General features: G+C 66.9%; 18 protein-coding genes. 8 read left to right on the forward strand and 10 right to left on the reverse strand.

Going from position 1 to position 23,426, the window contains the following annotated elements; genetic code table 11:
- Nucleotides 1-69 precede the first annotated feature (69 nt).
- From QX121_RS11865 to QX121_RS11875, 3 genes are all read left to right on the forward strand, one after another.
- Nucleotides 70-1,239 carry an acyl-CoA dehydrogenase family protein gene (locus QX121_RS11865; protein ID WP_315812004.1) on the forward strand — a complete coding sequence of 390 codons (1,170 nt, stop codon included), beginning with the start codon at nucleotides 70-72 and terminating at the stop codon, nucleotides 1,237-1,239.
- Entirely contained in the window at nucleotides 1,239-1,895 is a 657-nt protein-coding gene (locus QX121_RS11870) for a glutathione S-transferase family protein (RefSeq protein WP_315812005.1), read from the forward strand. The genes QX121_RS11865 and QX121_RS11870 overlap by 1 nt, the downstream gene beginning before the upstream one ends.
- A 177-nt stretch (nucleotides 1,896-2,072) precedes the next feature.
- On the forward strand, nucleotides 2,073-2,864 hold the full coding sequence (locus tag QX121_RS11875) for a helix-turn-helix domain-containing protein (protein WP_315812006.1): 792 nt from the start codon (nucleotides 2,073-2,075) through the stop codon (nucleotides 2,862-2,864).
- Here QX121_RS11875 and QX121_RS11880 read toward each other — a convergent pair.
- The gene (locus QX121_RS11880) at nucleotides 2,834-5,419 is read right to left on the reverse strand and encodes a cation-translocating P-type ATPase (protein ID WP_315812007.1); all 2,586 of its coding nucleotides are present in this window, start codon (nucleotides 5,417-5,419) and stop codon (nucleotides 2,834-2,836) included. The genes QX121_RS11875 and QX121_RS11880 overlap by 31 nt on opposite strands.
- A gap of 188 nt (nucleotides 5,420-5,607) precedes the next feature.
- Here QX121_RS11880 and QX121_RS11885 point away from each other — a divergent pair, with 188 nt between their 5' ends.
- From QX121_RS11885 to QX121_RS11900, 4 genes are all read left to right on the forward strand, one after another.
- Nucleotides 5,608-6,474 carry a 3-keto-5-aminohexanoate cleavage protein gene (locus QX121_RS11885; protein WP_315812008.1) on the forward strand — a complete coding sequence of 289 codons (867 nt, stop codon included), beginning with the start codon at nucleotides 5,608-5,610 and terminating at the stop codon, nucleotides 6,472-6,474.
- A gap of 117 nt (nucleotides 6,475-6,591) precedes the next feature.
- Nucleotides 6,592-8,190 (forward strand): AMP-binding protein, encoded by a 1,599-nt coding sequence (locus tag QX121_RS11890; protein ID WP_315812009.1) that lies wholly within the window; start codon nucleotides 6,592-6,594, stop codon nucleotides 8,188-8,190.
- A gap of 98 nt (nucleotides 8,191-8,288) precedes the next feature.
- Nucleotides 8,289-9,905 (forward strand): acyl-CoA carboxylase subunit beta, encoded by a 1,617-nt coding sequence (locus QX121_RS11895; protein ID WP_315812010.1) that lies wholly within the window; start codon nucleotides 8,289-8,291, stop codon nucleotides 9,903-9,905.
- 17 nt (nucleotides 9,906-9,922) lie between these two features.
- The gene (locus QX121_RS11900) at nucleotides 9,923-11,878 is read left to right on the forward strand and encodes an acetyl-CoA carboxylase biotin carboxylase subunit (protein WP_315812011.1); all 1,956 of its coding nucleotides are present in this window, start codon (nucleotides 9,923-9,925) and stop codon (nucleotides 11,876-11,878) included.
- Nucleotides 11,879-12,310: 432 nt separating this feature from the next.
- Here QX121_RS11900 and QX121_RS11905 read toward each other — a convergent pair whose 3' ends face one another.
- The 5 genes from QX121_RS11905 to QX121_RS11925 form a co-directional block, all read right to left on the reverse strand.
- Nucleotides 12,311-12,673: a response regulator gene (locus tag QX121_RS11905; RefSeq protein WP_315740582.1), complete on the reverse strand. Its 363-nt coding sequence runs from the start codon at nucleotides 12,671-12,673 to the stop codon at nucleotides 12,311-12,313.
- Nucleotides 12,660-14,042, reverse strand: coding sequence for a PAS domain S-box protein (locus QX121_RS11910; RefSeq protein ID WP_315812012.1), 1,383 nt, complete (start codon nucleotides 14,040-14,042; stop codon nucleotides 12,660-12,662). The genes QX121_RS11905 and QX121_RS11910 overlap by 14 nt, the downstream gene beginning before the upstream one ends.
- A 343-nt stretch (nucleotides 14,043-14,385) precedes the next feature.
- A complete protein-coding gene (locus QX121_RS11915) occupies nucleotides 14,386-14,691 on the reverse strand; it encodes a cytochrome c (RefSeq protein WP_315740580.1) in 306 nt (101 codons plus the stop codon).
- Between the two features lie 12 nt (nucleotides 14,692-14,703).
- Nucleotides 14,704-15,453: a CBS domain-containing protein gene (locus tag QX121_RS11920; RefSeq protein WP_315778226.1), complete on the reverse strand. Its 750-nt coding sequence runs from the start codon at nucleotides 15,451-15,453 to the stop codon at nucleotides 14,704-14,706.
- Between the two features lie 91 nt (nucleotides 15,454-15,544).
- A complete protein-coding gene (locus tag QX121_RS11925; protein WP_315812013.1) occupies nucleotides 15,545-17,095 on the reverse strand; it encodes an AMP-binding protein in 1,551 nt (516 codons plus the stop codon).
- A gap of 296 nt (nucleotides 17,096-17,391) precedes the next feature.
- On the opposite strand from QX121_RS11925, the gene QX121_RS11930 reads away from it, so the two are divergent.
- On the forward strand, nucleotides 17,392-18,579 hold the full coding sequence (locus QX121_RS11930) for an ABC transporter substrate-binding protein (RefSeq protein ID WP_315759417.1): 1,188 nt from the start codon (nucleotides 17,392-17,394) through the stop codon (nucleotides 18,577-18,579).
- Nucleotides 18,580-18,738: 159 nt separating this feature from the next.
- On the opposite strand, the gene QX121_RS11935 is transcribed toward QX121_RS11930, so the two are convergent.
- Genes QX121_RS11935 through QX121_RS11950 form a run of 4 tightly spaced genes read right to left on the reverse strand, consistent with a single transcriptional unit; the run spans nucleotide 18,739 to nucleotide 23,348 of the window.
- Nucleotides 18,739-19,131, reverse strand: coding sequence for an MAPEG family protein (locus QX121_RS11935; RefSeq protein ID WP_315740576.1), 393 nt, complete (start codon nucleotides 19,129-19,131; stop codon nucleotides 18,739-18,741).
- Nucleotides 19,132-19,157: 26 nt separating this feature from the next.
- Nucleotides 19,158-20,240, reverse strand: a complete 1,083-nt coding sequence (locus QX121_RS11940) for a lipocalin-like domain-containing protein (RefSeq protein WP_315812014.1) — start codon at nucleotides 20,238-20,240, stop codon at nucleotides 19,158-19,160.
- Complete coding sequence (locus QX121_RS11945) at nucleotides 20,230-22,692, reverse strand: FtsX-like permease family protein (protein ID WP_315812015.1); 2,463 nt, start codon at nucleotides 22,690-22,692, stop codon at nucleotides 20,230-20,232. The genes QX121_RS11940 and QX121_RS11945 overlap by 11 nt, the downstream gene beginning before the upstream one ends.
- Entirely contained in the window at nucleotides 22,689-23,348 is a 660-nt protein-coding gene (locus QX121_RS11950) for an ABC transporter ATP-binding protein (protein WP_315740573.1), read from the reverse strand. Before QX121_RS11950 ends, QX121_RS11945 begins: the two co-directional genes overlap by 4 nt.
- Between the last annotated feature and the right edge of the window lie 78 nt (nucleotides 23,349-23,426).

The following is a 23,426-nucleotide window of genomic DNA, read 5'->3' on the forward strand; positions in this document are numbered from 1 at the left end:
ACGACGTGGATGGCCGGGACAAGCCCGGCCATGACGTCAAGACAAGAGACGACAGGAGCTCGATCAAGAATGCTCTTCACCGCCGACCACGACGAACCGCGCCGCATCCTGCAGAAGTTCATCGCTGCCGAGATCAATCCCCATGTCGACGAATGGGAGGAGGCCGGCATCTTTCCGGCGCATGAGCTGTTCAAGAAGCTCGGTGACCTCGGCTTTCTCGGCCTCAACAAGCCGGTCGAGTTCGGCGGCCAGGGGCTGGATTATTCCTACGCGCTGATGATGGCGGAAGAGCTCGGCGCCATCAATTGTGGCGCCATCCCGATGGCGATCGGCGTGCAGACCGACATGGCGACGCCAGCGCTGGCGCGGTTCGGCTCCGACGAGGTGCGCAAGGAGTTCCTGGCGCCCGCGATCTCAGGCGACTACGTCGCCTGCATCGGCGTCTCCGAGCCCGGCGCGGGCTCCGATGTCGCCTCGATCAAGACCCAGGCGCGCGGCGATGGCGGCGACTACGTCATCAATGGCGGCAAGATGTGGATCACCAACGGCACCCAGGCCGATTTCATCTGCCTGCTCGCCAACACCAGCGACGGACCTGTCCATCGCAACAAGTCGCTGATCTGCGTGCCGATGAAGAGCAAGGGCGTGCAGGTCGCGCGCAAGCTCGACAAGATGGGCATGCGCTCGTCGGACACGGCGCAGATCTTCTTCGACAACGTTCGCGTCCCCAAGCGCAACCGCATCGGCGAGGAGGGGCAGGGTTTTACTTATCAGATGATGCAGTTCCAGGAGGAGCGGCTGTGGGCCGGCGCGGCCTGCCTGAAGGCGCATGAAGCGATCATCAATGCGACCATCGAGTACACCCGCAACCGCAAGGCGTTCGGTCGCTCGATCCTCGACAACCAGGTCGTCCACTTCAAGCTCGCGGAAATGCAGACCGAGGTCGAGCTGCTGCGCGCGCTGACCTACCAGGCCGCGGAGGCGCTGATCGCCGGCGAGGACGTGACACGGCTCGCGACCATGGTGAAGCTCAAGACCGGCCGGTTGGGGCGCGAGCTTACCGACGCCTGCCTGCAATATTGGGGCGGCATGGGCTTCATGAACGAGACACCGGTCAGCCGCGCCTACCGCGATTCGCGCCTGAGCTCGATCGGCGGCGGCGCCGACGAGGTGATGCTGACGATCCTGTGCAAGATGATGGGGACCTTGCCAGGCAGCGGCAAAGCGGGGAGCACCTGATGATCACGCTGTATCATTGCGACGGCGCCCGCTCGTTTCGCCCGTTGTGGATGCTGGAAGAGCTTCGACTTAACTACGAGTTGAAGATGCTGCCGTTCCCGCCGCGGGTGCTGGCGAAGGAGTATCTGGCGATCAATCCGCTCGGCACGATCCCGTTTCTGATCGACGGCGAGACGAAGATGACGGAGTCCTCGGGCATCTGCCATTACCTCGGCGTCAAGCACGGACCCACGCCGCTGATGGTCGGGCCTGAGGAAAAGGACTACGGCGCGTTCCTGAACTGGATGTATTTCTCCGACGCGACGCTGACGTTCCCGCAGACGCTGGTATTGCGATACACTCAGCTCGAGCCGGAGGAGCGGCGCTCGCCGCAGGTCGCCACCGATTATGCCAAGTGGTTCCTGGGACGGCTGCGCGCCGTGGAGGCAGCGACGGCGAATGCCGAGTTCTTGTGCGCGGGTCGTTTCACCGCGGCCGACATCGTGATCGGCTATGCATTGCGTCTCGCAGACACGCTTGGGCTCGCCAAGGATTTTGGGCCGAATGTGGCTGCTTACTGGGCGCGCCTGCAGCAGCGTGAAGGCTACAGCCGCGCGCGTGCGGCCGAGCAGCGCGCCGGGATCGAGCAGGGCATCAAGCCGCGGGTCAGGCCGTAGCTTTGGGCACGTCATTCCGGGTTCGCGCTCGCGCGCGCCCCGGAACGACGATCATCTCGAATCGGTGAGTTAACCGCGACAAAAATCGGCAGTCGTCGCCGATGACAGCGGCGCGAATTGCGCTATGGTTCTCCTCCAAAGAAGCGGCCGACAGAGCCGCGCCTCAGGAGGAATGCCATGGATGTGACCCGCCGGGACTCCGGCCACCTCATGCTGATCACGCCCGAGCGCGTCTTCTACGCCGGGCTGCTCGGCCGTCCGCGCCAGCGCTGCTCGGGCGCGTGCCATATCTACGTCGCGCTCACCGGCAGCCTGCGGCTGCTGGCCGAAGGAGCCGAAGAGCGCAGCGGCGAGCTGCTGGTCGTGCCGCCGAACCGGCCGCACACCATCGAGAGCGATTATCGCACCGTCATCGTCGTCACCATCGAGCCGGAGAGCGTGCCGATCGGCACGCTGGACCGCTTCGCCAGCCGCGTCGCCCGCGAGGCCGAGACCTTCACCTGCCGTATCCGCGCCGCCTATGAGGAGCTGGTGCAGCGGCCGCTGAGCGGCGACGTCACCAGCGCGGTGTTCGACCGGCTGTGCTTCGGCGAGGTGCTGCCGCAGCGGACGCTCGATCCGCGCGTGGTCAAGGCGATCGGTCTGATCAGCCGCTTCTCCGGCGAGCCGGCCACGGCCGAGAGCTGCGCCGCCGCCGTGGGGCTGTCGACGTCGCGCTTCCTGCATCTGTTCAAGGAGGAGACCGACATCTCCTTCCGTTCGTTCCGCGCCTGGAAGCGCGCGCGGCATCTGCTCAACTACGCCAACCAGGACCTCAACCTCGCGCATCTCGCGCAGGACATCGGCTATCCCGACTCGACGCATTTCAGCCATTCGATCCGCCGCTTCTACGGGCTGAAGCCGCGCGCGATCTTCTCCGGCTCGCGCGATCTCGCGATCTACCGCGCCGGCGAGATCGCCTTGACCTGATCCTGTCTCGTTCCGTGCCGCGACAGGGCGGCGCGCAGCGGAAACTTCGACAGTTCGAGCATGATCAGCGTGGTCAGCGCGGCTCCCGCGGTCAGCGCGAGATCGTCGGCGTGCAGCGGTCCGAACCGGAACAGCGCCGCAGCGGCGGGCAGCGTCAGGCTGGTGGCGAGCACGGCGACGACGAAGCCGATCACCAGCAGCAGCATGGGGTTCGGCCGCAGCAGCGCCTCGCGCAGCGAGCTCGAGAACGAGCGGTTGACGAAGATCAGGCTGACGATCACCGACACCAGGGTGAAGAACACCAGCGCGCGGAGCTCGTCGTCCGGCATGCCGTTGCGGTGTGCCAGCAGCAGGACGCCGCCCGTGGTGAGCATCGCCAGGATGCCCTGCAGCGCCCCCCACAGCACCAGCGGCCGCGGCAGCAATGGCTCCTGCGGATCGCGCGGCGGCCGCCGCATGATGTCGCTCTCCTCGGTCTCGGCCTCGAACACCAGCGAACAGACGGGATCGATGATCATCTCGAGAAAGGCGATGTGCACGGGCCCGAGCAGCAGCGGCAGACCGGTGACGAGCGGCAGCAGCGCCAGCCCGGCGATCGGAAAGTGCACGGCAAGGATGAAGCTCATCGCCTTGCGCAGATTGTCGTAGATGCGCCGTCCCAGCCGGATCGCCTTGACGATCGAGCCGAAATCATCGTCGAGCAGCACGATCGCCGAGGCCTCGCGCGCGACGTCGGTGCCGCGGCCGCCCATCGCGATGCCGATATGCGCCGCCTTGAGCGACGGCGCATCGTTGACGCCGTCGCCGGTCATCGCGACGATCTCGCCGTCGGCCTTGAGCGCGGTGACGATGCGCAGCTTCTGCTCCGGCATGATGCGGGCGAACGCCGTCGGCACGCGCGCCGCAAGCGCCAGGGCGTCGTCGTCGAGATCGGCAAGCTCGGGGCCCGCGATGACGCGCTCGGGATCGATCCCGGCCTGCCGCGCAATGGCGGTGGCCGTCGCGGGATAGTCGCCGGTGATCATGATGACGCGGACGCCGGCGGAGCGGCACTCGGCGACGGCATCCTTCACCTCCGGACGCAGCGGGTCGGCGAAGCCGACGAGACCGCGGAACGAGAATGCGAAGTCCTGCTGCATGTCGGGGAGCGCCTCGTCGCTCCAGCTCGCCTGGGCGACGCCGAGCACGCGCAGGCCCTCGGCGGCGAGCGTCTCGACGCGCGCCTGCAGCGCCGCCAGCTCGCCGCCGTCGACGCCGCAGAGCGATGCGATCGCTTCCGGCGCACCCTTGGCCGCCACGACGCCGGCGCCGGCGCGCGACCAGACGTTGGTCATCGCCAGCAGGTCGGGGCGCAAGCCGTAGCGTCGCTGCAACGTGGCGCCTGCGGTGGCGTCGGCGCCGAGCGCGTGCAGCGCCTTCTCCATCGGATCATGCGACTGCGGGTCGCAGGCCAGCACGGCGGTGGCGACGAGATCGCGGAAGGGCGGCGCGACGGCATCCGGCGTCGCCGTCGCAGGCTGCAGCGCGCTGCCGTCCGGCAGCACCAGCCGGGCCACCATCATGCGGTTCTGCGTCAGGGTGCCGGTCTTGTCGGTGCACAGCACGGTGGCGGCGCCGAGCGATTCGATCGCCGAAGCGCGCCGCGTCAGCACGCGCGCCTGCGAGATGCGCCAGGCGCCCATCGCCAGGAACACCGTCAGCACCACCGGGAATTCCTCGGGGAGCATCGACATGCCCAGCGCGATGCCGGCGAGGATTCCCTCCAGCCAGCCGCCGCGATACACCGCATAGAGCACGACCGTGATCGCAACCACGACGCCGCCGGCGATGGCGAACGCCAGCACCAGCCGTCGCGTCTGCTGCCGCAGCCGCGGCGTCTCGGTCTCCAGGGCGGTCACCGACTGGCCGATCCTGCCGATCGCCGTGTGCGGCCCGGTCGCCGTCACCTCGGCAATGCCGCCGCCGCGGACGACGAGACTGCTGGAGAACACGAATGGCTGGTCGTCGCCGCCGGCCGCCGCGGCGGGCTTGTCGATCGGCTCGGCCGGGGCCGGGCGCTTGCGCACCGGCACGGATTCGCCTGTCAGCAGCGATTCATCCGTCAGCAGATCGTCGCACTCCCGCAGCACCGCATCGGCCGCGACGCGATCGCCCTCGGCGAGCACGATGAGGTCGCCGCGCACCACCTCGCGGCCGGCGATGCGGATGCGCTCGCCGTCGCGGATCACCAGGGCGCGCGGGCTGGAGAGATCGCGCAGCGATTCCAGCACGCGCTCGGTCCGCGCCTCCTGCACGATGGTGATGAAGACGGAGGCCGAGGCGAACACGCCGAGCAGCATCGCTTCCGCCGCGTCGCCCAGCGCGAGATAGATGCCCCCGCCGGCGAGCAGCAGAAGCAGCATCGGCTCCTTCAGCACGTCGGCGACGAGGCGCAGGATCGAGCGTTTGCCGGTCTGCGGCAGCTCGTTGAATCCCTCCGCCGTCAGACGCCGTGCCGCCTCGGCTGCGCTCAGGCCGTTCGGAATTGTCGGCGCCGGTTGTGTGTCGATCGGCATTGCACGCCCCGTGACGAGAAACATGGGAACCAGTTAGCGCCGATCCCGTCCGGGCGCTTGATGCAGAGCAATAGCGGGTTGCGCGGCCTCCAACCAGCGAGTCAACGCAAGCAGATCAGGCGGAGACACCGTCATATACGGGCCGGATCAGCACAGCGCCGCTTGCGCGAAGCCATCGAACGAGTGCCATGAGCGACAAAGCCGTCATCACCTGCGCGCTGAACGGCGTGCTCACCGATCCCAGGCAGCATCATGTGCCGGTCACGCCCGAGGAGATGGCGCGCGAGGCCCGGCGCGCCTATGACGCCGGTGCTGCGATCATGCACATCCATCTGCGCCAGCAGGCGCCGGGCAAGGGGCATCTGCCGTCCTGGGACGTCGACGTCTCCCGCGAGATCCAGCAGGCGATCCGCGAGGCCTGTCCCGGCGTGATCATCAATCACACCTCGGGCGTGTCGGGACCGAACTATCAAGGTGCGCTCGACTGCATCCGGCAGACCCGGCCGGAGATCGCGGCCTGCAATGCCGGCTCGCTGAACTATCTCAAGGTCAAGGCCGACAACAACTGGGCCTGGCCGCCGATGATGTTCGACAACTCGGTCGAGAAGATCCAGGACTATCTCGCCGCGATGAAGGACGCGCACACGATCCCGGAATTCGAATGCTTCGACGTCGGCATCGTGCGCTGTGTCGCGATGTATCGCCAGACCGGCATGTATGGCGGCCCGCTGGAGTACAATTTCGTGATGGGCGTTGCCTCCGGCATGCCGGCTGATCCCGAGCTGCTGCCGATCCTGCTCAAGCTGAAGCTGCCGGAAGCGCACTGGCAGGTCACGGCGATCGGCCGCGCCGAGATCTGGCCGCTGCACCAGCGCTGCGCCGAGCTCGGCGGCCATCTCCGCACCGGGCTGGAGGACACGTTCTATCTCGGCGACGGCATCAAGGTGACCTCGAACGGCCAACTGATCGAGGCGATCGCGGCGTGCGCGCGGCGCGCGGGCCGCGAGATCGCAAGTCCCGCCGAGGCCCGGCAGATGTTTGGCACGGTGAATTGACGCAGCATACGCCGTCATTGCGAGCGCAGCGAAGCAATCCAGAGTTCTGCACGACGCCCTGGATTGCTTCGTCGCTTCGGCTCCTCGCAATGACGTGGATGGGGAGGGAACAGGCCAATGACCAATCTCGATGCCACCGGCGGCGTGTCCGGTCCCGGCCGCATCGGCCGGGTCGCGATCGGAGATCTCCTGAAGCGCGCGGCGCGCCGCTTTCCCGAGCGGGTGGCGATCACCGATGGCGCCCGTCAGGTGACGTTCACCGAGCTGGAGCGCGATGCCAACCGGTTTGCGAACCATCTCGTCGCCAAGGGGCTGAAGCCGGGCGAAAAGATCTCGACCGTCTGCAACAACTCGATTGAGTTCGTCAAAGCGCTGTTCGGCATCCATCGCGCGGGTCTCGTCTGGGTGCCGATCAATACGATGCTCGGGCCCGCCGACATGGATTACATCCTCGGCCATGCCGAGGTTCGCTTCGCGCTCATCGATGACAATCTGTTTGCTCAGGCGGACCGCCGCGCCGCGCTGGAAAAGCGGGGCGTCGAGCTGATCGCCGTCGATCTCACCGGGACGGCGAAGGCCGCGGGGCTTGCCAGCTTCAACGACCTCATCCAGGGTCACTCGGACGTCGAGCCCGAGATCGAGATCAACGATCGCGATCTTGCGATGATCATCTACACCTCGGGCACGACGTCGCGGCCGAAGGGCGCGATGCATTGTCACCTCGCCGTGGTGATGGCCGTGATGAGCAACTGCATCGAGATGCAGCTCTCGCGCGACGACGGCATCACCGGGCAATTTCCGCTGTTCCACTGCGCCGGCCATGTGCTGCTGCTCAGCTATCTCTCGGTCGGCGGCCGCATGGCGCTGATGCGTGGCTTCGACCCGGTCGCCTGCATGGAGGCGATCGTGCGCGACCGCCTCACCGTGTTCGTCGGCCTGCCGCTGATGTACCAGGCGATCCTGGATCATCCGCGCCGCAAGGAGTTCGACATCTCCCACTTGCGGACTTGCCTCTACACGATGGCGCCGATGGGCCGGCCGTTGTTGGAGCGCGCCATCAGGGAGCTGTGCCCGAACTTCGTGCTGACTAGCGGCCAGACCGAGATGTATCCGGCGACGACGATGTCGCGTCCCGAGGTGCAGCTCAATCGTTTCGGCAATTACTGGGGCGAGTCGCTGTTCGTCAACGAGACCGCGATCATGGACGATGCCGGCAACCTGCTGCCGCCCGGCGAGATCGGCGAGCTGGTGCATCGCGGGCCCAACGTGATGCTTGGCTACTACAAGGATCCGAAATCGACCGAGGACGCCCGCAAGTTCGGCTGGCACCACACCGGCGATCTCGCGGTCATCGACAAGGGCGAGGTGCTGTTCCTCGATCGCAAGAAGGACATGATCAAGTCCGGCGGCGAGAACGTCGCCTCGGTCAAGATCGAGGAGACCCTACTGGCGCATCCGGCGGTGCAGAATGCCGCCGTCGTCGGCCTGCCGCATCCGCAATGGGGCGAGGCCGTCTCGGCCTTCGTCAAGCTCAAGCCCGGCGCACAGGCCAGTGAGACCGAGCTGCTTGAGCACTGCCGCAAGTCGCTTGGCGGCTTCCAGGTGCCGAAGCTGGTGCGGGTGCTCGAGGAGATGCCGATGACCGCCACCGGCAAGCTGCGCAAGGTCGAGCTGCGCCAGGCCTATGGCGATCATTTCGTGGCGAAGAGCGCGTGAGGGTTGATCCTCGAGATTCCGGGTTCGCTCCCGCGCAGCAAGATGGCCCGTCCATCTCGTTGCGCACTCGCGCCCCGGAATGACGAAAGCATGAACTGATGGCCACCATCGACAACACCATCTCTCCCGCCGGCGCCGCCTTCCAGGCCAATCGTGACGGCATGCTCGTCCTGATCGCGCGGATGCGCGATCTCGAGGCGCGCACGCGCAATGCCTCTGCGGCGGCAAAGGAGCGCTTCCATCAGCGCGGCCAGTTGTTGCCGCGCGAGCGCGTCGCCTTGGTGCTCGATCCCGGCGCGCCGTTCCTGGAGCTGTCGACGCTTGCCGGCTACATGTTCGATACGCCGGACCCGGCCAAGAGCGTGCCGGGCGGCGGCGTCGTCGCCGGCATCGGCTTCGTGTCCGGCGTGCGCTGCATGGTCTCGGCGAATGACGCGGGCATCGATGCCGGAGCGCTGCAGCCTTACGGCCTCGACAAGACCCTGCGCGTGCAGGAGCTGGCGCTGGAGAACAAGCTGCCCTACGTGCAACTGGTCGAGAGTGCCGGCGCCAACCTGCTGCGCTACCGCGTCGAGGACTTCGTGCGGGGCGGCAACATCTTTCGCAACCTGGCGCGGCTGTCGGCGGCGGGCCTTCCCGTCGTCACCGTGACGCATGGGTCGTCGACCGCGGGTGGCGCCTATCAGACCGGATTGTCCGACTACATCGTGATGGTCCGCGGCCGCACCCGCGCCTTCCTCGCCGGCCCGCCGCTGCTGAAGGCCGCGACCGGCGAGATCGCCACCGAGGAGGAGCTCGGCGGCGCCGAGATGCACACCTCGATCTCCGGCCTCGGCGACTATCTCGCCGAGGACGACCGCGATGCCCTGCGTATCGCGCGCGAGATCATGGGCAAGCTGAACTGGGACCGGCCATCGCACGAGTCGTCACCAGTGAAGCCGCCGCGCTACGACCAGGAGGAGCTGCTCGGCATCATGCCGCTCGACCACAAGCGCCCCGTCGACATGCGCCAGGTCATCGCGCGGATCGTCGACGACAGCGACTTCGTCGAAATGGCACCAAACTACGGGCCTGCGACGGTGTGCGGCCATGCCCGCATCGAGGGCCAGGCGATCGGCATCGTCACCAACAACGGCCCGCTCGATCCGGCCGGCGCCAACAAGGCGACGCACTTCATCCAGTCCTGCTGCCAGACCCGAACGCCGATTCTCTATCTCAACAACACCACCGGCTACATGGTCGGCCGCGCCTATGAGGAGGCCGGCATGATCAAGCACGGCTCCAAGATGATCCAGGCGGTGACCTCGGCCAGCGTGCCGCAGATCACGATCTATTGCGGGGCCTCGTTCGGGGCGGGCAATTACGGCATGTGCGGCCGTGGATTCCACCCGCGCTTCTGCTTCTCCTGGCCCAACGCCAAGACCGCCGTGATGGGTGGCGAGCAGGCGGCGGAGACGATGGCGATCGTGACCGAAGCGGCGGCGGCGCGCCGCGGCAAGCCGGTGGAGCGCGAGAAGCTCGATGCCATGAAGGCGCAGATCATCGGCGTGTTCGACAGCCAGATGGACGTGTTTGCGACTTCGGCGCGCGTGCTCGACGACGGCGTGATCGATCCGCGCGACACCCGCGCGGTGCTGTCGGAGGTGCTGGCGATCTGCCGCGAGGCGGAGGCGCGGCAGCCGCAGCGCATGCAGTTCTCGGTGTCCAGGCCATGAGCGGAGAGATGCCGGGAATGCAACGCAGGCCGTTCCACAAGGTGCTGATCGCCAACCGCGGTGAGATCGGCTTGCGGATCATGCGCACCGCGCGCCGGCTGGGCCACGGCGTGGTCGCGGTCTATTCGGACGCCGATTCCGATGCGCCGCATGTGCGGCTCGCCGATCTGGCCGTCCGCATCGGCGCGCCGCCGCCCGCACAGTCCTATCTCAACATCGCAGCGATCATCGCCGCCGCAAAGGCGACTGGCGCGGATGCCGTGCATCCCGGTTATGGCTTTCTCGCCGAGAACGAGGATTTTGCGCAAGCGTGCAAGGAGGCCGGTCTGGTGTTCATCGGGCCATCGCCCGAGGCGATCAAGGCGATGGGCAACAAGGCCGGCGCCAAGGTGATCATGAGTTGCGCCGGCGTGCCCTGCGTTCCCGGCTATCAGGGCGAGGACCAGGGCGACGACGCGATGCTGCGCGAGGCGCGCCGCATTGGTTTCCCGGTAATGATCAAGGCCGTCGCCGGTGGTGGCGGCCGCGGCATGCGGCTTGTGACGGATGCGGACGCCTTTCCCGACCTGCTGCGCAGCGCCCGCTCGGAAGCGGCGACGGCGTTCGGCGACGGCACCGTCATCCTCGAGAAGGCGATCGCCAATCCGCGCCACATCGAGATCCAGGTATTCAGCGATAGCCACGGCAATGCCGTCCATCTCGGCGAGCGCGACTGCTCGGTGCAGCGGCGGCATCAGAAGCTGATCGAGGAGGCGCCGTCGCCGGCGGTCGGGCCGGAGCTGCGCGCGCGCATGGGCGCGGTGGCGGTGCAGGCGGTGAAGGCGCTCGGCTATGAGGGGGCAGGTACGCTGGAATTCCTGCTCGATGCCGACGACCAGTTCTACTTCATGGAGATGAACACGCGGCTGCAGGTCGAGCATCCCGTGACGGAGGCCCTGACGGGACTCGATCTCGTCGAGTGGCAATTGCGTGTCGCCGCCGGCGAGCCTCTGCCGTTGCGCCAGGACCAGATCAGCTTCTCGGGTCATGCGATCGAGGTGCGGCTGTGCTCCGAGGATGCCGCGCACGACTTCATGCCGCAATCGGGGCGGATGGCGCTGTGGCAGATGCCGGGGATGATCCGGGTCGAGCATGCGCTGGAGTCCGGCGCGGAGATCCCGCCCCACTACGATTCGATGATCGCCAAGCTGATCAGCCATGCTGCGACTCGTGAGGAGGCGCGCGCAAGGCTGATCGCCGGATTGGAGCAGGCCGTTGCTTTGGGCGTCCCGACCAACCGGGCCTTCCTGATTTCATGTCTGCGGCATCCGGCCTTCGCCGCGGGCAAGGCAACCACCGCATTCATCGCGGCGCATCGTGACGAGTTGCGTGCGCCGGCCGCCGAAGCGGCAGACCTCGCGCTGGTCGCGCTGCTGCTCTCCGTCAGCCATCCGCTCGCACATCCCGTCCGCCGCGGCCGCTCGCTCGCGGCCGCCTTCGCGACGCCGCTCCGGTTCGAGATTGCCGGCGAGGTGGCCGAGTGCGAGCTACTGCGCGAGCGTGACGGAAGCTATCGCGTGACGCGTGGTGATGCAGAGCATCGCTTCGAGATCGTATCGCTCACTGATGACACGATCCGCGTTCATCGCGCCGAGATCGTCGAGAGCGCGCGCTTCGTCCGTGACGACGATCGGCTGTTCGTCCAGCATCGCGGTCAGACGCTGGCAGTGCGCGATCTGACGTTGGCGAGGCCGCAATCCTCGGCCGCCACCGGAGGCGATGGCAAGGTCCGTGCGGCCCTGAACGGTCGTGTGGTCGCGGTGCTGGTGAAGCCGGGCGACAGCGTGGCTGTGGGACAGCCGGTGGTGACGCTCGAGGCGATGAAGATGGAGCACGTTCATACTGCTGGCATCGCAGGAACGGTGACCGCGATCGAGGTCGCCGAGGGCGACCAGGTGACGACGGGTCGGATCGTGGTGGAGATTGCGGGCTGATCGTCGCGCAAGTGGGCGTGAGTTAGCTCGAGGCATGCTGCACCTCCCTCCCGCTTGCGGGGCGGGGGTCCGCGCGCGCTGAACTCTGTTGTATGCGACTTCGATATTCTCACGGAGGCATCGCTTCGCGACATGCAGCGTCCCGCCGCTGCATTCTGCAACACTCAAAGTAGGCGGTTCGCCGGTTGCGCAGATCATCGTCGACATCGTCCACGGTGGGAGCGCTGATCACGTGGAGCGCGACTCGTGGACCCCCACCCGCGACCCCTCCTCGCAAGGGGGAGGGGAGTGCATCGCTGTCGAGGCGAGGGGGCAATTCTGCCATCAAAGACGTGAAATCAACTGCGCTGTTTCAAGGGCGGGGTACCGACCCCTAATCCTTCAAACGGCAACAATGCCGATCGTGGCTCTGTTGCGCGGCCGACGCGCGCCTCACGGATGCAATTGCCGCCTCAGCGCCGCGACCAGCCGTGACGTCTGGAACGGCTTCGACAGCAGCGGTGCCGTGGCGAATTCTTCCGGGCATTGATCGACGGAATAGCCGGTGACGGCGACGAAGGGCACGCCGGCCGCGGCCAAAGCGCGCGCGATCGGCGCCGATGTTTCCCGCCCGAGATTGACGTCGAGCACGGCAAGATCGCAGTGATTCCGCTCGAGCAGATGGAGGGCTTTGTGCACGGTCGGCGCCACGCCGACCACCGTGAATCCGGCGGCTTCGAGCTCGACCGCGAGGTCGAAGCCGATCAGGGGATCGTCCTCGACGATCAGGAGGTGAGTCTTCTCACTGGCGCGCATGATGATGGTCGCGGCTGAGGCGTTGCAGGGGGCACCTCAGGTGCCAGCGCAGTCCGGCCGGCAGGAACTGGACCTCGACCGATCCATCAAGGCCAGCGCGCACCAGGTCGGAAATCACCCGGCTGCCGAAGCCGGTGTGCTCGGGCGGCGCCACCTCAGGTCCGCCGCTTTCGACCCAGGTCATGTCGAAGCTGTCGTCGATGCGCGTCCAGCGGACCGCGATCCGTCCGTCGTGGTTCGACAGCGCACCATATTTGGCGGCGTTGGTGGCGAGCTCGTGGACCGCCATGCCGATCGACTGCGCGGCCTCTGGCGTCAGCTCGATCGGCGGTCCGTCGATCGCGATGCGGTCGCCGATCAAGTCGCTGAACGCCCCGAGCTGCGAGCGGACCAGGCCGCCGAGTGGAATGAAACGCCAATCGTTCTGAATCAGGAGATCCTGATTGCTCGCGATCGCCTGCAGGCGCTCCAGAAACCGGTTGAGGTCGAGCTGGCGGCCGTGACGGGTCATCTGCCGGGCGATCGCCTGCACCAGCGACAGCAGGTTCTTGCTGCGGTGGTTCACCTCGGCCAGCAGGGTGCGCAACTGCTCCCTTGTCTGGCGCTTGTCGGTGATGTCACGCACGATCTTGGAGGCGCCGATGATCCGGCCGTTCGAATCCCGGACCGGCGAGACTGTGACCGACACGTCGATGAGCGCACCATCCTTGCGCAGGCGGATGGTCTCGAAATTGTCGATGATCGCGCCGGATAGGACGGTGGCGAGGATCCGGTCCTCCTCGGCCTGGCGCTCCTGCGGGATGATCGTGCGGATCGAGCGGTTGATCATCTCGCCTTCCGAGAAGCCGAAGATCCGTTCGGCGCTCTTGTTCCAGCTGGTGATCGTGCCGTCCAGCGTCTTGCTGACGACGCCGTCCGAGGACGAGGCGACGATGGCCGCGAGCATCGCCGCCGCACGCTCGGCCTTCTTCGACAGCGTGACGTCGCGGATGATTCCGGAGATGCCGACGATCACGCCGGTGCTGCTGCGGATCGGTGAAAACGTGATGGAGACCTCGATCGGGCGTCCCTGCTTGGTCAGCCGGACGGTCTCGAAGCTCTCGACCGCTTCGCCCGCGTTGACCCTGGCGCGCAAGGCGCTCGCTTCTTCCGCCAGCTCGGGGGGAACGATCTCGGAGGCGGATCTGCCGATCATTTCAGCCGCGGTGAACCCCAGCATCCGCTCGCTGGCCGCGTTCCAACTGCGGATGACGCCGTCGGCGGTGGTGCTGACAATGGCGTCGGCCGAGGACTCTACGATCGCCGCCAGATAGGCCGTATCGTCGTCGGTCGCGCGTGGGGCGGGGGAGGCGCCGGGCATTCCGTGCACGTCGCAGGCTCCTTGCTAACAGGTCGGTAGAGAAGACGCCGTGCACCAGATTACCAACTTGTTTGTGTGCAAATGCAAGGGCTATCTCGATCGCTGCTTGTTGTTGGTCTTCCCGGCAACGAGGACAGGGCGATTTGCCGTCAGCAGACCCGTTTGGGGCCATGCGACGTGCTCCAGCTCACGACGGCGAACACACAGAACGCAGGCTTGAGCGTTTCGTTCCGGAGGATCTTGCTAAATTGCCGGCGAGGTGCCGTATCATCGGGCGCCAGGGCCCACTCTTGCGTCCGGACGCCGCCGATCACGGGGCGGCGGCGCAATCCAAGGGCGAATTTGGCCGCAACTACTTCCTAAGGCTGAGGATATAGCCCGCCAGATCGGTCGCATCGTTCGCACTGAGCGGATTGTTGGCCATCGTCGCGTGGGGAAGCAGGAGGAACTTGACCAGCATGTCCTTCGTCACTCCGTCCCTGGCCGCGATGGCGACAAACGGCCGGGCGCGGCGGAACTTGGTCGGCTCGGTGGCCACCGCATGGCAGGCGGCGCACCAGCGCTCGGCGAGCTGGCGGCCGTGGTCGAGATCCTCGGCGGCCGCCGAGGCGGAGAGCAGGACCAGCAGCAGCAGTGATGGTACGGAGGCACGTCGCACGCCCGGCTCTCCTCACAGCGGCTGGTCGTCGTCGGTCGACGGCTGGTCCTGCAGCGAGACGATGTCACCGCCGCCGAACTCGTCCTCCGGCGGCGGATAGACCCACGTGTGGTCGCGCACGTTCCTGACGCCCTGGACGCTCTTGGCCGCCATGATCGCCGTGGCCCGCTCCTTCTCGTTGCGCACCGCGCCCGTGAGATGCGCGATGCCGTTGCGGACGACGACGTTGAAGCGGCAATGCTTGCAGGCGGCCTGGTCGAGCGAATCGAGAATGGCGCTGCGGATCCCGTCATCGTCGGGGGTGGGGCCCGGAACGGCAGTGGCGAGGTCGGCCACGGTTTGCAGGAAATCCGTGTGTGTGACCACGCCGGCCAGCCGGTCGCCACTCATCACGGGGAGACGCTTGATGTTGCGCTTCTCCATGATCTCGGCGATCTCCGCCAGGCTGGCATCGGCGCTGACCGTGACCGGAGGCTGGCTCATGATGTCGCCGACCGTACGGCCGTGGGAATGGACGAAGTCGGCGCCGATGCGGCCGCGGCCGACCAGGAGGTCGAGCCAGCGGCCTTGCCTGCGTTCGGTGCCGAGCTCGGCGCGGCGCAGGAAATCACCGTCGGTGACCATGCCGACGAGCGTGCCGGACGCGTCGACCACCGGCAGCCCGCCGATGTGGTTGCGCAGCATGATCCGCGCCGCCTCGGCCACCGGGGTTCCGGGCGTCACCGCGATCACGGATCTGGTCATGATTTGATGAGCGCGCATGTCGTCGTCTCGTGCTGCGATCGCAATCGGCGGAGAATAGCTGCGCGGCATCGCGCGCGCTTGACCAGGATCAATCCGAGGTCGTACCGCCCTACACGATCCTAGAAGTCTTGTTGCCCCAATAGCGGTCGCGCAGCAGGCTCTTGTAGAGCTTGCCGGTCGGCAGCCGCGGCAGCTCCTTCTCGAAATCGATCGAGCGCGGCACCTTCTGTCGCGACAGCGATTGCCGGCAGAACGCGATCAGCTCCTCTTCCAGCTCAGGCCCAGGCATGATACCCGACATCGGCTGGACCACCGCCTTCACCTCCTCGCCGAGATCGGAATTGGGCACGCCGAACACGGCGGCATCGGCGACCTTCGGATGCGTGATGAGCAGGTTCTCGCATTCCTGCGGATAGATGTTCACGCCGCCGGAGATGATCATGAAGGTGGCGCGATCGGTGAGATAGAGATAGCCGTCGGCATCGACATAGCCGACGTCGCCGACCGTGCTCATCGTGCCGTCGGCCGAGCGTGCCTCCTTGGTGCGCTCGGGGTCGTTGAAATACTCGAACGGCGATCCGGTCTTGAACCACACCGTGCCGGCCGTTCCGGTCGGGCACGGCTGCATGTTCTCATCGAGGATGTGCAGGTCGCCGAACAGCACCTTGCCGACGGTGCCGCGATGCGCGAGCCATTCCGCGCTGTCGCAGGCGGTGAAGCCGAGGCCTTCGGTGGCGCCGTAATATTCGTGGATGATCGGCCCCCACCATTTGATCATGTCCTCCTTGACCTGTGCCGGGCACGGCGCGGCGGCATGGATCGCGACTTCGAGCGAGGAGAGGTCATAGCGCGTGCGGATCTGTTCCGGCAGTTTCAGCATGCGCGAGAACATCGTCGGTACCAATTGCGTATGCGTGATGCCCCATTGCTCGACCAGTTGCAGGTAGCGCTCGGGGTCGAACGTCTCCATGATGATGGCGGCGCCGCCGACGCGGATGGTGAGGTTGACCGCGGCCTGCGGCGCGGAGTGATAGAGCGGCGCCGGCGACAGATAGATCATGCCCTCGCGATAGCGCCACAGCTTCTCCAGGAAATCGAAGATCGGAAGCTGCTGCACCGGCGGCTGCTCGGGCAGCGGCCGCAGGATGCCCTTCGGCCGGCCCGTGGTGCCGGAGGAATACAGCATCGCGGTGCCGACGCATTCGTCGGCAATCGGCGTCGCCGGCAGGCCGGCGGTGGCCTCCGCGAGGCCGACGATCCGCTCGCTCTCGCCTGGGCCATCGGCGACGATGCAGAGCTCGATGTCGGGCGCCTCCTTCAGCGCCTCGCGCGCGACCTCGAGCTTGGCGAGGGAGGTGATCAGAAGCCGCGACCGGCTGTTGTTGAGGATGTAGGCCAGCTCGCCGGGCGTGAGGTAGGAGTTCACGCAGGTGAAGTAGAGCCCGGAGCGCTCGCCTGCGCCGCACGCTTCCAGATAGCGGCTGTTGTTCTCCATGAAGATCGAATAGTGGTCGAGCCGCTTCAGGCCGCGCTGGCGGAACAGATGCGCCAGCCGGTTGCTGCGCGCCTCCAGCTCGCGATAGGTCACGGCCTCGCCGGTCGAGGCCATGATGAAGGCGGGCTGCAATGGGCGCAGCCGGGCCTGCTTGCCGGTGTACATGGGTCCTCCCTTCCGACGCCGGCCGGAGGTACGGTGGTGGAGGGCCACAGGGCAAACGTCACGCCGACGATGTTCTCGTCGCGCCCTCGGGCCGTTTCCTTCCGCGCGTACCATCCTTACGGGACGGCATGTCGTTGTTTGCGGCCAATCTAGCGGACAGGTTCCGGGCTCTCAACAGGCCTCTCAGCCCTTTGGCTGAGGAGGGAAGGGATGGGCGCGGCCGGGGTTCTGGCATAACATGGTCAGGCATTCCAACGAATGACGTCTCAAAGCCAAGAAACTCCGGGAGAGATCATATGAAATCGGGCTTGCTGGCTGTTGCTGCCGTCGGTGCGCTGCTCGTGGCGGCGCCGGCGTCGGCACAGGTCAAGATCGGCATCCTCAACGACCAGTCCGGCGTCTACGCGGACTATGGCGGCAAGTACTCCGTCGAGGCCGCCAGGATGGCGATCGAGGATTTCGGCGGCGAGGTGCTGGGGCAGAAGGTCGAGCTGGTCACCGCCGACCACCAGAACAAGCCGGACCTCGCCTCTTCGATCGCGCGGCGCTGGTACGATACCGAGGGGGTCGACATGATCACGGAGCTGACGACATCGTCGGTCGCGCTCGCCATCCAGGATCTGTCGAAGGAAAAGAAGAAGATCGACATCGTCGTCGGTGCCGCGACCTCGCGCATATCAGGCGATGCCTGTACGCCCTACGGCTTCCACTGGGCCTATGATACCCGCGCGCTCGCGGTCGGCACCGGCGGTGCGCTGGTCGAGTCCGGCGGCGATACCTGGTTCTTCATGACCGCGGACTACGCCTTCGGCTATGCGCTGGAGAAGGACACCAGCGACATCGTGACGTCTAAGGGCGGCAAGGTGCTGGGCTCGGTGCGCATCCCGCTCAACTCGTCGGACTTCTCGTCCTTCCTGCTGCAGGCGCAGAGCTCGAAGGCGAAGATCATCGGGCTCGCCAATGCCGGTCTCGACACCACCAACTCGATCAAGCAGGCGGCCGAGTTCGGCATCGTCAAGGGCGGCCAGAAGCTCGCCGGCCTGCTGATGACCTTGTCGGAGGTGCATGGCCTCGGGCTGGAGGCGGCGCAGGGTCTGATCCTCACCGAAGGCTTCTACTGGGATCGCGACGACAAGTCCCGCGCCTTCAGCGAGCGCTTCATGAAGCGGACCGGCCGGATGCCGAGCATGATCCACGCCGGCACCTATTCCGCGACATTGTCCTATCTGAAGGCCGTCAAGGCCGCCGGAACCAAGGACTCCGATGCGGTCGCGGCCAAGCTGAAGGAGCTGCCGGTCGACGACGCCTTCGCGCAAGGCAAGGTGCTCGCCAACGGCCGCATGGTCCACGACATGTACCTGTTCGAGGTCAAGAAGCCGTCGGAGTCGAAGAAGCCGTGGGACTACTACAAGCAGCTCGCCACGGTGCCCGGCGACAAGGCGTTCTTCACCGCCAAGGAGAGCGGCTGTCCGCTGACGAAGTGATCGCGCGCCAGAACATTGGTGTCGCCCCGGCGAAAGCCGGGGCCCATACCGCGTGATCTCTGAACGGGGCAGGCTTCACGTCGACCCGCCGCGCAACAAACATCCGTCGGTGGCTATGGGTCCCTGCGTTCGCAGGGACGACAGCGGGGGACTGGGCGGTCAGCCGTGCAGCATGCGCCAGAGGACGGCGATGAGCGAACCGACCAGCAGGATCGAGCCTGCCAGGGCCTGCACGCCAAAACCGGGGCCGCGCTTCTCGGCGGCCCTGGCGTAGGACACCATGTACATCCCGCGCCCGGCGATCCAGACCAGGCCGATCAGTGCGGCGATGACATCGCTGACATAGATGGCGAACAGCCACAGCGCCGGCAGGAAGATCGGCAGCCATTCCAGCGTATTCATCTGCACGCGGAAGGTGCGCTCGAAATCGGCATTGCCGGTGGTCGCGGGCGCCTTCACGCCGAACGTGGCGCGCGCCTGCGCGACGCGGACGGCCATGTAGAAATACAGCATGAGCGCGAGCACGGTGACGAGTGCGGTGAAGTGATACATGCGCGGTTCCCCCTGATGACGGCTTCTTAATATCCGGTCAGTTCGAGGTAGCCCACCCCGGTGTGGCTGCCCTTGAAGCTGATCGGCCCTTCCCAATAGGGCACGCGCGTGCCCATCCAGGCGTTTGGATTGAGCGCTGCGGTGCCGATGGCGATGCCGAGCGCTGATATCTCGACACGCCAGCCGACCGGCAGCCTGCGCTCGCCGATCGCAACCGTCTCTGTCGGTGTCATGACGATGCCCCCGGGGCCGAGCGTATGCGAGGCGCCGTCAGCCGTGATCCAGGTTCCCGACGTGTAGTCGCCATTGCCCTGCCGCATCCGGTACAGCATCAGCTTCTCGCCGCCGGCAAAATGCAGCGCGAACCAGTCCCAGCCGCTCTGGTCGGAGGCCAGCGGCTGGCTGCTCCATTCGCGGTCGAGCCAGGCCAGCCCTGAGACCTCGACTGGTTGATCGTCGAAGCTGATGCGGCCTCGGGCGCGGTAGAACGGCTGGCTGTAGTAGTACGACGCCTGGCCGCGCTCGGATTTGCGGCTGTAGCCGCCGATGCCCTGCAGCACCACCGGCCGCTCCGCCTCCAGATGCAGTGCGTAGGAGAAGTCCGGCCCGACGGCGCTCATGTCCAGGGGCGCCAGCACTCGATCGTCGGTCGTCGCGGTGCCGCGCAATTGCCAGTCGTCGATCCACGCCTGGAACGGCTTGGCCTCGACGCCGGACTGGCCGACGCCGCCGCGCGCGAATTTCTCGGACGAGCGGTGACTGTCGGCACGCGTCACCGCGGCATGCGCCATCCAGAGCTGCTGATTGTCGAAACCTTCGCCCTGCGGTCCCGGCCGGGCCGCCGAGCGGAACAGGGTCCATTGCAGGCCATAGGCCTTGCCGCTGGAATCGACGAGGTTGGCGGTGACGTACCACCATTCGATTCGGAAATCGTCGTGCGGCCCGTGATCCGCAGGGAAGCTGAACTCTCGTCCGGGCGTCACCGGCGCAAAGCCGTCGGCGCTATCGCTCAGTCCCGCAAAGCCCTGCGCGCGCGCGAGGCGGGGCAGCGCCAGCAGGCCGAGCCCGCCGATCAGCATGCGTCGCGAAATGGTCGCTCTAGCGCTCAATGGTGAAGGTCCTGACGAGATCGGCCGGCTGCATCCGCGCCAGCCGCAGCACCGGCAGCAGCGAGGCGATCAGCGCCGCGATGAGCGTGACGAGCAAGAGCCGAATGAGCTGCAGCGGAAACACGTCGAACGGCAGCCGCCAGCCGAATGCCTTGACGTTGACGATCGCGATCAGGCACCACGCCACCACAAGCCCGAGCGGCAGCGCCAGCAGCGCGGTGAGGCCGGCAAGCGACAGCGTCTTCAACAGCTCGACCTCGGCGAGCCGCCGCCGCGTCAGCCCGATTGCCCATAAGGGTGCGAGCTGCGGCAGCCGCGAGTTCGCCAAGGTCAGCAGGCTGGTCAGCAGCGCGATCGCGGCGACGCCGAGCGTGAAGGTGTTGAGCGCGCCGGTCACCGCAAAGGTGCGGTTGAAGATCTGCTTCGATTCCTGCTTCACGGTGGCCTGGTCGACGACGTTGCGACTATCGAGGCCGAACTTGTTGGTGAGCCCCGTGATCAGCCCCGGCACGTCGGCGGCCGCCGCGCGCACGGCCATGCGCGTCATGGGCGTCGCCGGGAAGCGGCGTGTCAGCGCGGCGACGTTGACCGTGATCTGGCCCTTGGGATTGCCGTAGTCGGCATAGATTCCGGCGACGGTGATGCGCCAATCGCCGCCGGGCGCGGGAAGGTCCAGGCTGTCGCCAAGGGATAGATTGAGCCGCCGCGCCAGCTGCTCGCTGACGAAGCCGGCGTCGCCACGCACCAACTGCTTCCACGCGTTGTCGACGGCCTGCAGCAGCGGCCAGTGGTCGCGATAGGTGTCGTGATCGGGCAGGCCGAGAATGTCGACCGACGCGCCCGCAAGCTGCGCCTCGGCGCGGCCGCCCGGCAGCACCGCCTGCACCTCGGGCCGCGCGCGCAGCCAAGCCTGGACGTCGCGCGCCTGCGCTTCGTCCGACGCGCTGATGTAGATGTCGGCCGCGAGGCGGCCGTCGAGCCAGACCAGGAAGGTGCGGCTGAAGGTTTCGACCATCGTGGCGACGCCGACGTTGACGGCGAGCGCCATCAGCAGCGCCATCAGCGCGAGCGACAGGCCCGAGATCTGCTGGCGGCTGTCGGCCCAGAACCATTGTGCCAGCGCCGCCCGCGCGCCGCGCTCACCGAGCCGCAGCACCAGCTCGAGGATCGCCGGCAGCACTAGCGCGGCGCCGAGCATCATGGCTGCGAGCACGCCGAAGCCGGCGAGCAGCGACTGCCCGAGCCACAGCAGCAGGCCGGCGGTAACGAAGAAGGCGAGCGCGACCGCGCTCTGCAATCGCAGCCAGCGCCGCTGCGCCTCCTGCCACGCATAGGGTTGCGCGGTGGAGAGGATCGGCAGCCGCATCGATTTGATCAGGCTCGTCGTCGCGGCTGCGAGCGCGCCGGCTATGCTGATGACGAGGCCCGCAAACCACCATTCGGGTTGCAGGCTCAGCTCGCCCGGCACCTGCGCGCCATACAGCCCGCGCAGCGACGCTGCCACGTTCGGCAACAGCGCCGCAGCTATGAAATAGCCACACACCAGCCCGATCAGGCCGGCCGCCAATGCGAAGGCGATGAGCTCGCCGATCAGCACGCCATTGAGCTGGCGCGCCGACACGCCGCAGGCGCGCAAGGTCCGCAGCACCGGCAGCCGCTGCTCGAAGGCAAGCCCGATCGCGGAGTTGACGATGAAGAGGCCGACGACAAAGGACAGCAGGCCGAAGGCGGTGAGGTTGAGGTGGAAGCTGTCGGTCAGCCGCTCCAGGTCGGTCTCGGCCTCCGGCTGCACGAGCTGCAGCCGGCCGTCCGCCAACGACTGCAACGGCTGTCGCTGGCCTTGCGTCTTGCCGACCAGCAGCCGCGAAATCTGGCCGGGCTTGCCGAGCAGCCGCTGCGCGTCGCTGATATCGACCACGAGCACGCCGGGTGCGAGCTGCTGCTGCGCCATCAAAGGCGGCAGCATGGCGTCGTTGCTGAGCCGCGGCATCGCGCCGTCTTTGAGTCCGAGATCGGCCAGTGTCTCCGGCGAGATCAGCGTGCGATGCGGCGGTGTCAGAAACGCCTCGAGCTCGCTGCGGCCGACCATCGGCGCTTCGCCGACCTCCCTGGGAATGCTGAACGGCTCGATGCCGAGCAGTCTGATCGAGCGGCCGTCGATCTGCACGCGGCCTTCGAGCACCGGCGACACCGGCCAGCCGGCGCGGCGCAATTCCGCGAACGCGCTCTGCGGCAGCATCTTGCCGTCGGTCGCGACCAGCATCGGCGTGCGCGCGCCGCCGAAGATCGCGGCGGCGCGGTCATAGGAGCTGCGCGCCTGCTGGTTCAGCGCCTGCACGCCGCTCCACAGCGCCGTGGCCGAGATCAGCCCGATCAGCAAGGTCGCGAGCTGCATCGGATGCCGCCGCCAGTGGCTGAGCAGCACCGCCAGAATCCAGAGCGCGCGTCTCATGCGACGCGTCCGGCATGCAAATGCACATGGCGGTCGAGCATCGCGGCGAGCCTGGTGCTGTGCGTCACCATCAGGAAGCCGCAGCCGGTGCGCGCGACGAGGTCGCGCGTCAGCGCCATCACCTCGTCGGCGGTGTCCTCGTCGAGATTGCCGGTCGGCTCGTCCGCGAGCAGCAGGACCGGCTTGACGGCTAGCGCGCGGCCGATCGCGACGCGCTGCTGCTGTCCGCCCGACAATTGCTCCGGATAGCGCTTGAGCAGCGACTTTAGCCCGAGCCGCTCGACAAGCTCGGTGTGCCACGCCGGGTCGTGCCGACCGGCCAGCCGCGCCTGGAAACTGAGATTGTCCTGAACCGACAGGCTCGGCACCAGATTGAACTGCTGGAACACGAGGCCGAGCCGCTCGCGCCGGACCGCCGCGCGTCCAGCATCGTCGAGCGTGCCGACCGAAGCGCCGTCGAGCAGGATGTCGCCGCCGTCGGCGGCATCGAGCCCGGCGATGAGATGCAGCAGCGTGCTCTTGCCGGAGCCGGATTCACCGGTCAGCGCGACGCGCTCGCCGGAGGAGACGTCGAGGTCGACGCCACGCAGGACGTGGATCGGCTCGCCGCCGGATCGATAGGACTTGGTGAGATGACGGACGCTGAGCACGAGCATGATCGGGGTTGTTGCGTCACAACATAACAAGGGCCAACGCGAACATCACGCGCTCGTTCTTCATGACGCCCCTGATGT

This window comes from Bradyrhizobium sp. SZCCHNR2028, assembly GCF_032380995.1.
Classification (GTDB): Bacteria; Pseudomonadota; Alphaproteobacteria; order Rhizobiales; family Xanthobacteraceae; genus Bradyrhizobium.

Coding starts and splice junctions, on each gene's coding strand:
- QX121_RS11925 (WP_315812013.1), bottom strand. CDS start 17,095: ATGTACACCGGCAAGCAGGCCCGGCTGCGCCCATTGCAGCCCGCCTTC.
- QX121_RS11930 (WP_315759417.1), top strand. CDS start 17,392: ATGAAATCGGGCTTGCTGGCTGTTGCTGCCGTCGGTGCGCTGCTCGTG.
- QX121_RS11935 (WP_315740576.1), bottom strand. CDS start 19,131: ATGTATCACTTCACCGCACTCGTCACCGTGCTCGCGCTCATGCTGTAT.
- QX121_RS11900 (WP_315812011.1), top strand. CDS start 9,923: ATGCAACGCAGGCCGTTCCACAAGGTGCTGATCGCCAACCGCGGTGAG.
- QX121_RS11890 (WP_315812009.1), top strand. CDS start 6,592: ATGACCAATCTCGATGCCACCGGCGGCGTGTCCGGTCCCGGCCGCATC.
- QX121_RS11875 (WP_315812006.1), top strand. CDS start 2,073: ATGGATGTGACCCGCCGGGACTCCGGCCACCTCATGCTGATCACGCCC.
- QX121_RS11895 (WP_315812010.1), top strand. CDS start 8,289: ATGGCCACCATCGACAACACCATCTCTCCCGCCGGCGCCGCCTTCCAG.
- QX121_RS11905 (WP_315740582.1), bottom strand. CDS start 12,673: ATGCGCGCCAGTGAGAAGACTCACCTCCTGATCGTCGAGGACGATCCC.
- QX121_RS11885 (WP_315812008.1), top strand. CDS start 5,608: ATGAGCGACAAAGCCGTCATCACCTGCGCGCTGAACGGCGTGCTCACC.
- QX121_RS11920 (WP_315778226.1), bottom strand. CDS start 15,453: ATGCGCGCTCATCAAATCATGACCAGATCCGTGATCGCGGTGACGCCC.
- QX121_RS11870 (WP_315812005.1), top strand. CDS start 1,239: ATGATCACGCTGTATCATTGCGACGGCGCCCGCTCGTTTCGCCCGTTG.
- QX121_RS11865 (WP_315812004.1), top strand. CDS start 70: ATGCTCTTCACCGCCGACCACGACGAACCGCGCCGCATCCTGCAGAAG.
- QX121_RS11880 (WP_315812007.1), bottom strand. CDS start 5,419: ATGCCGATCGACACACAACCGGCGCCGACAATTCCGAACGGCCTGAGC.
- QX121_RS11950 (WP_315740573.1), bottom strand. CDS start 23,348: ATGCTCGTGCTCAGCGTCCGTCATCTCACCAAGTCCTATCGATCCGGC.
- QX121_RS11945 (WP_315812015.1), bottom strand. CDS start 22,692: ATGAGACGCGCGCTCTGGATTCTGGCGGTGCTGCTCAGCCACTGGCGG.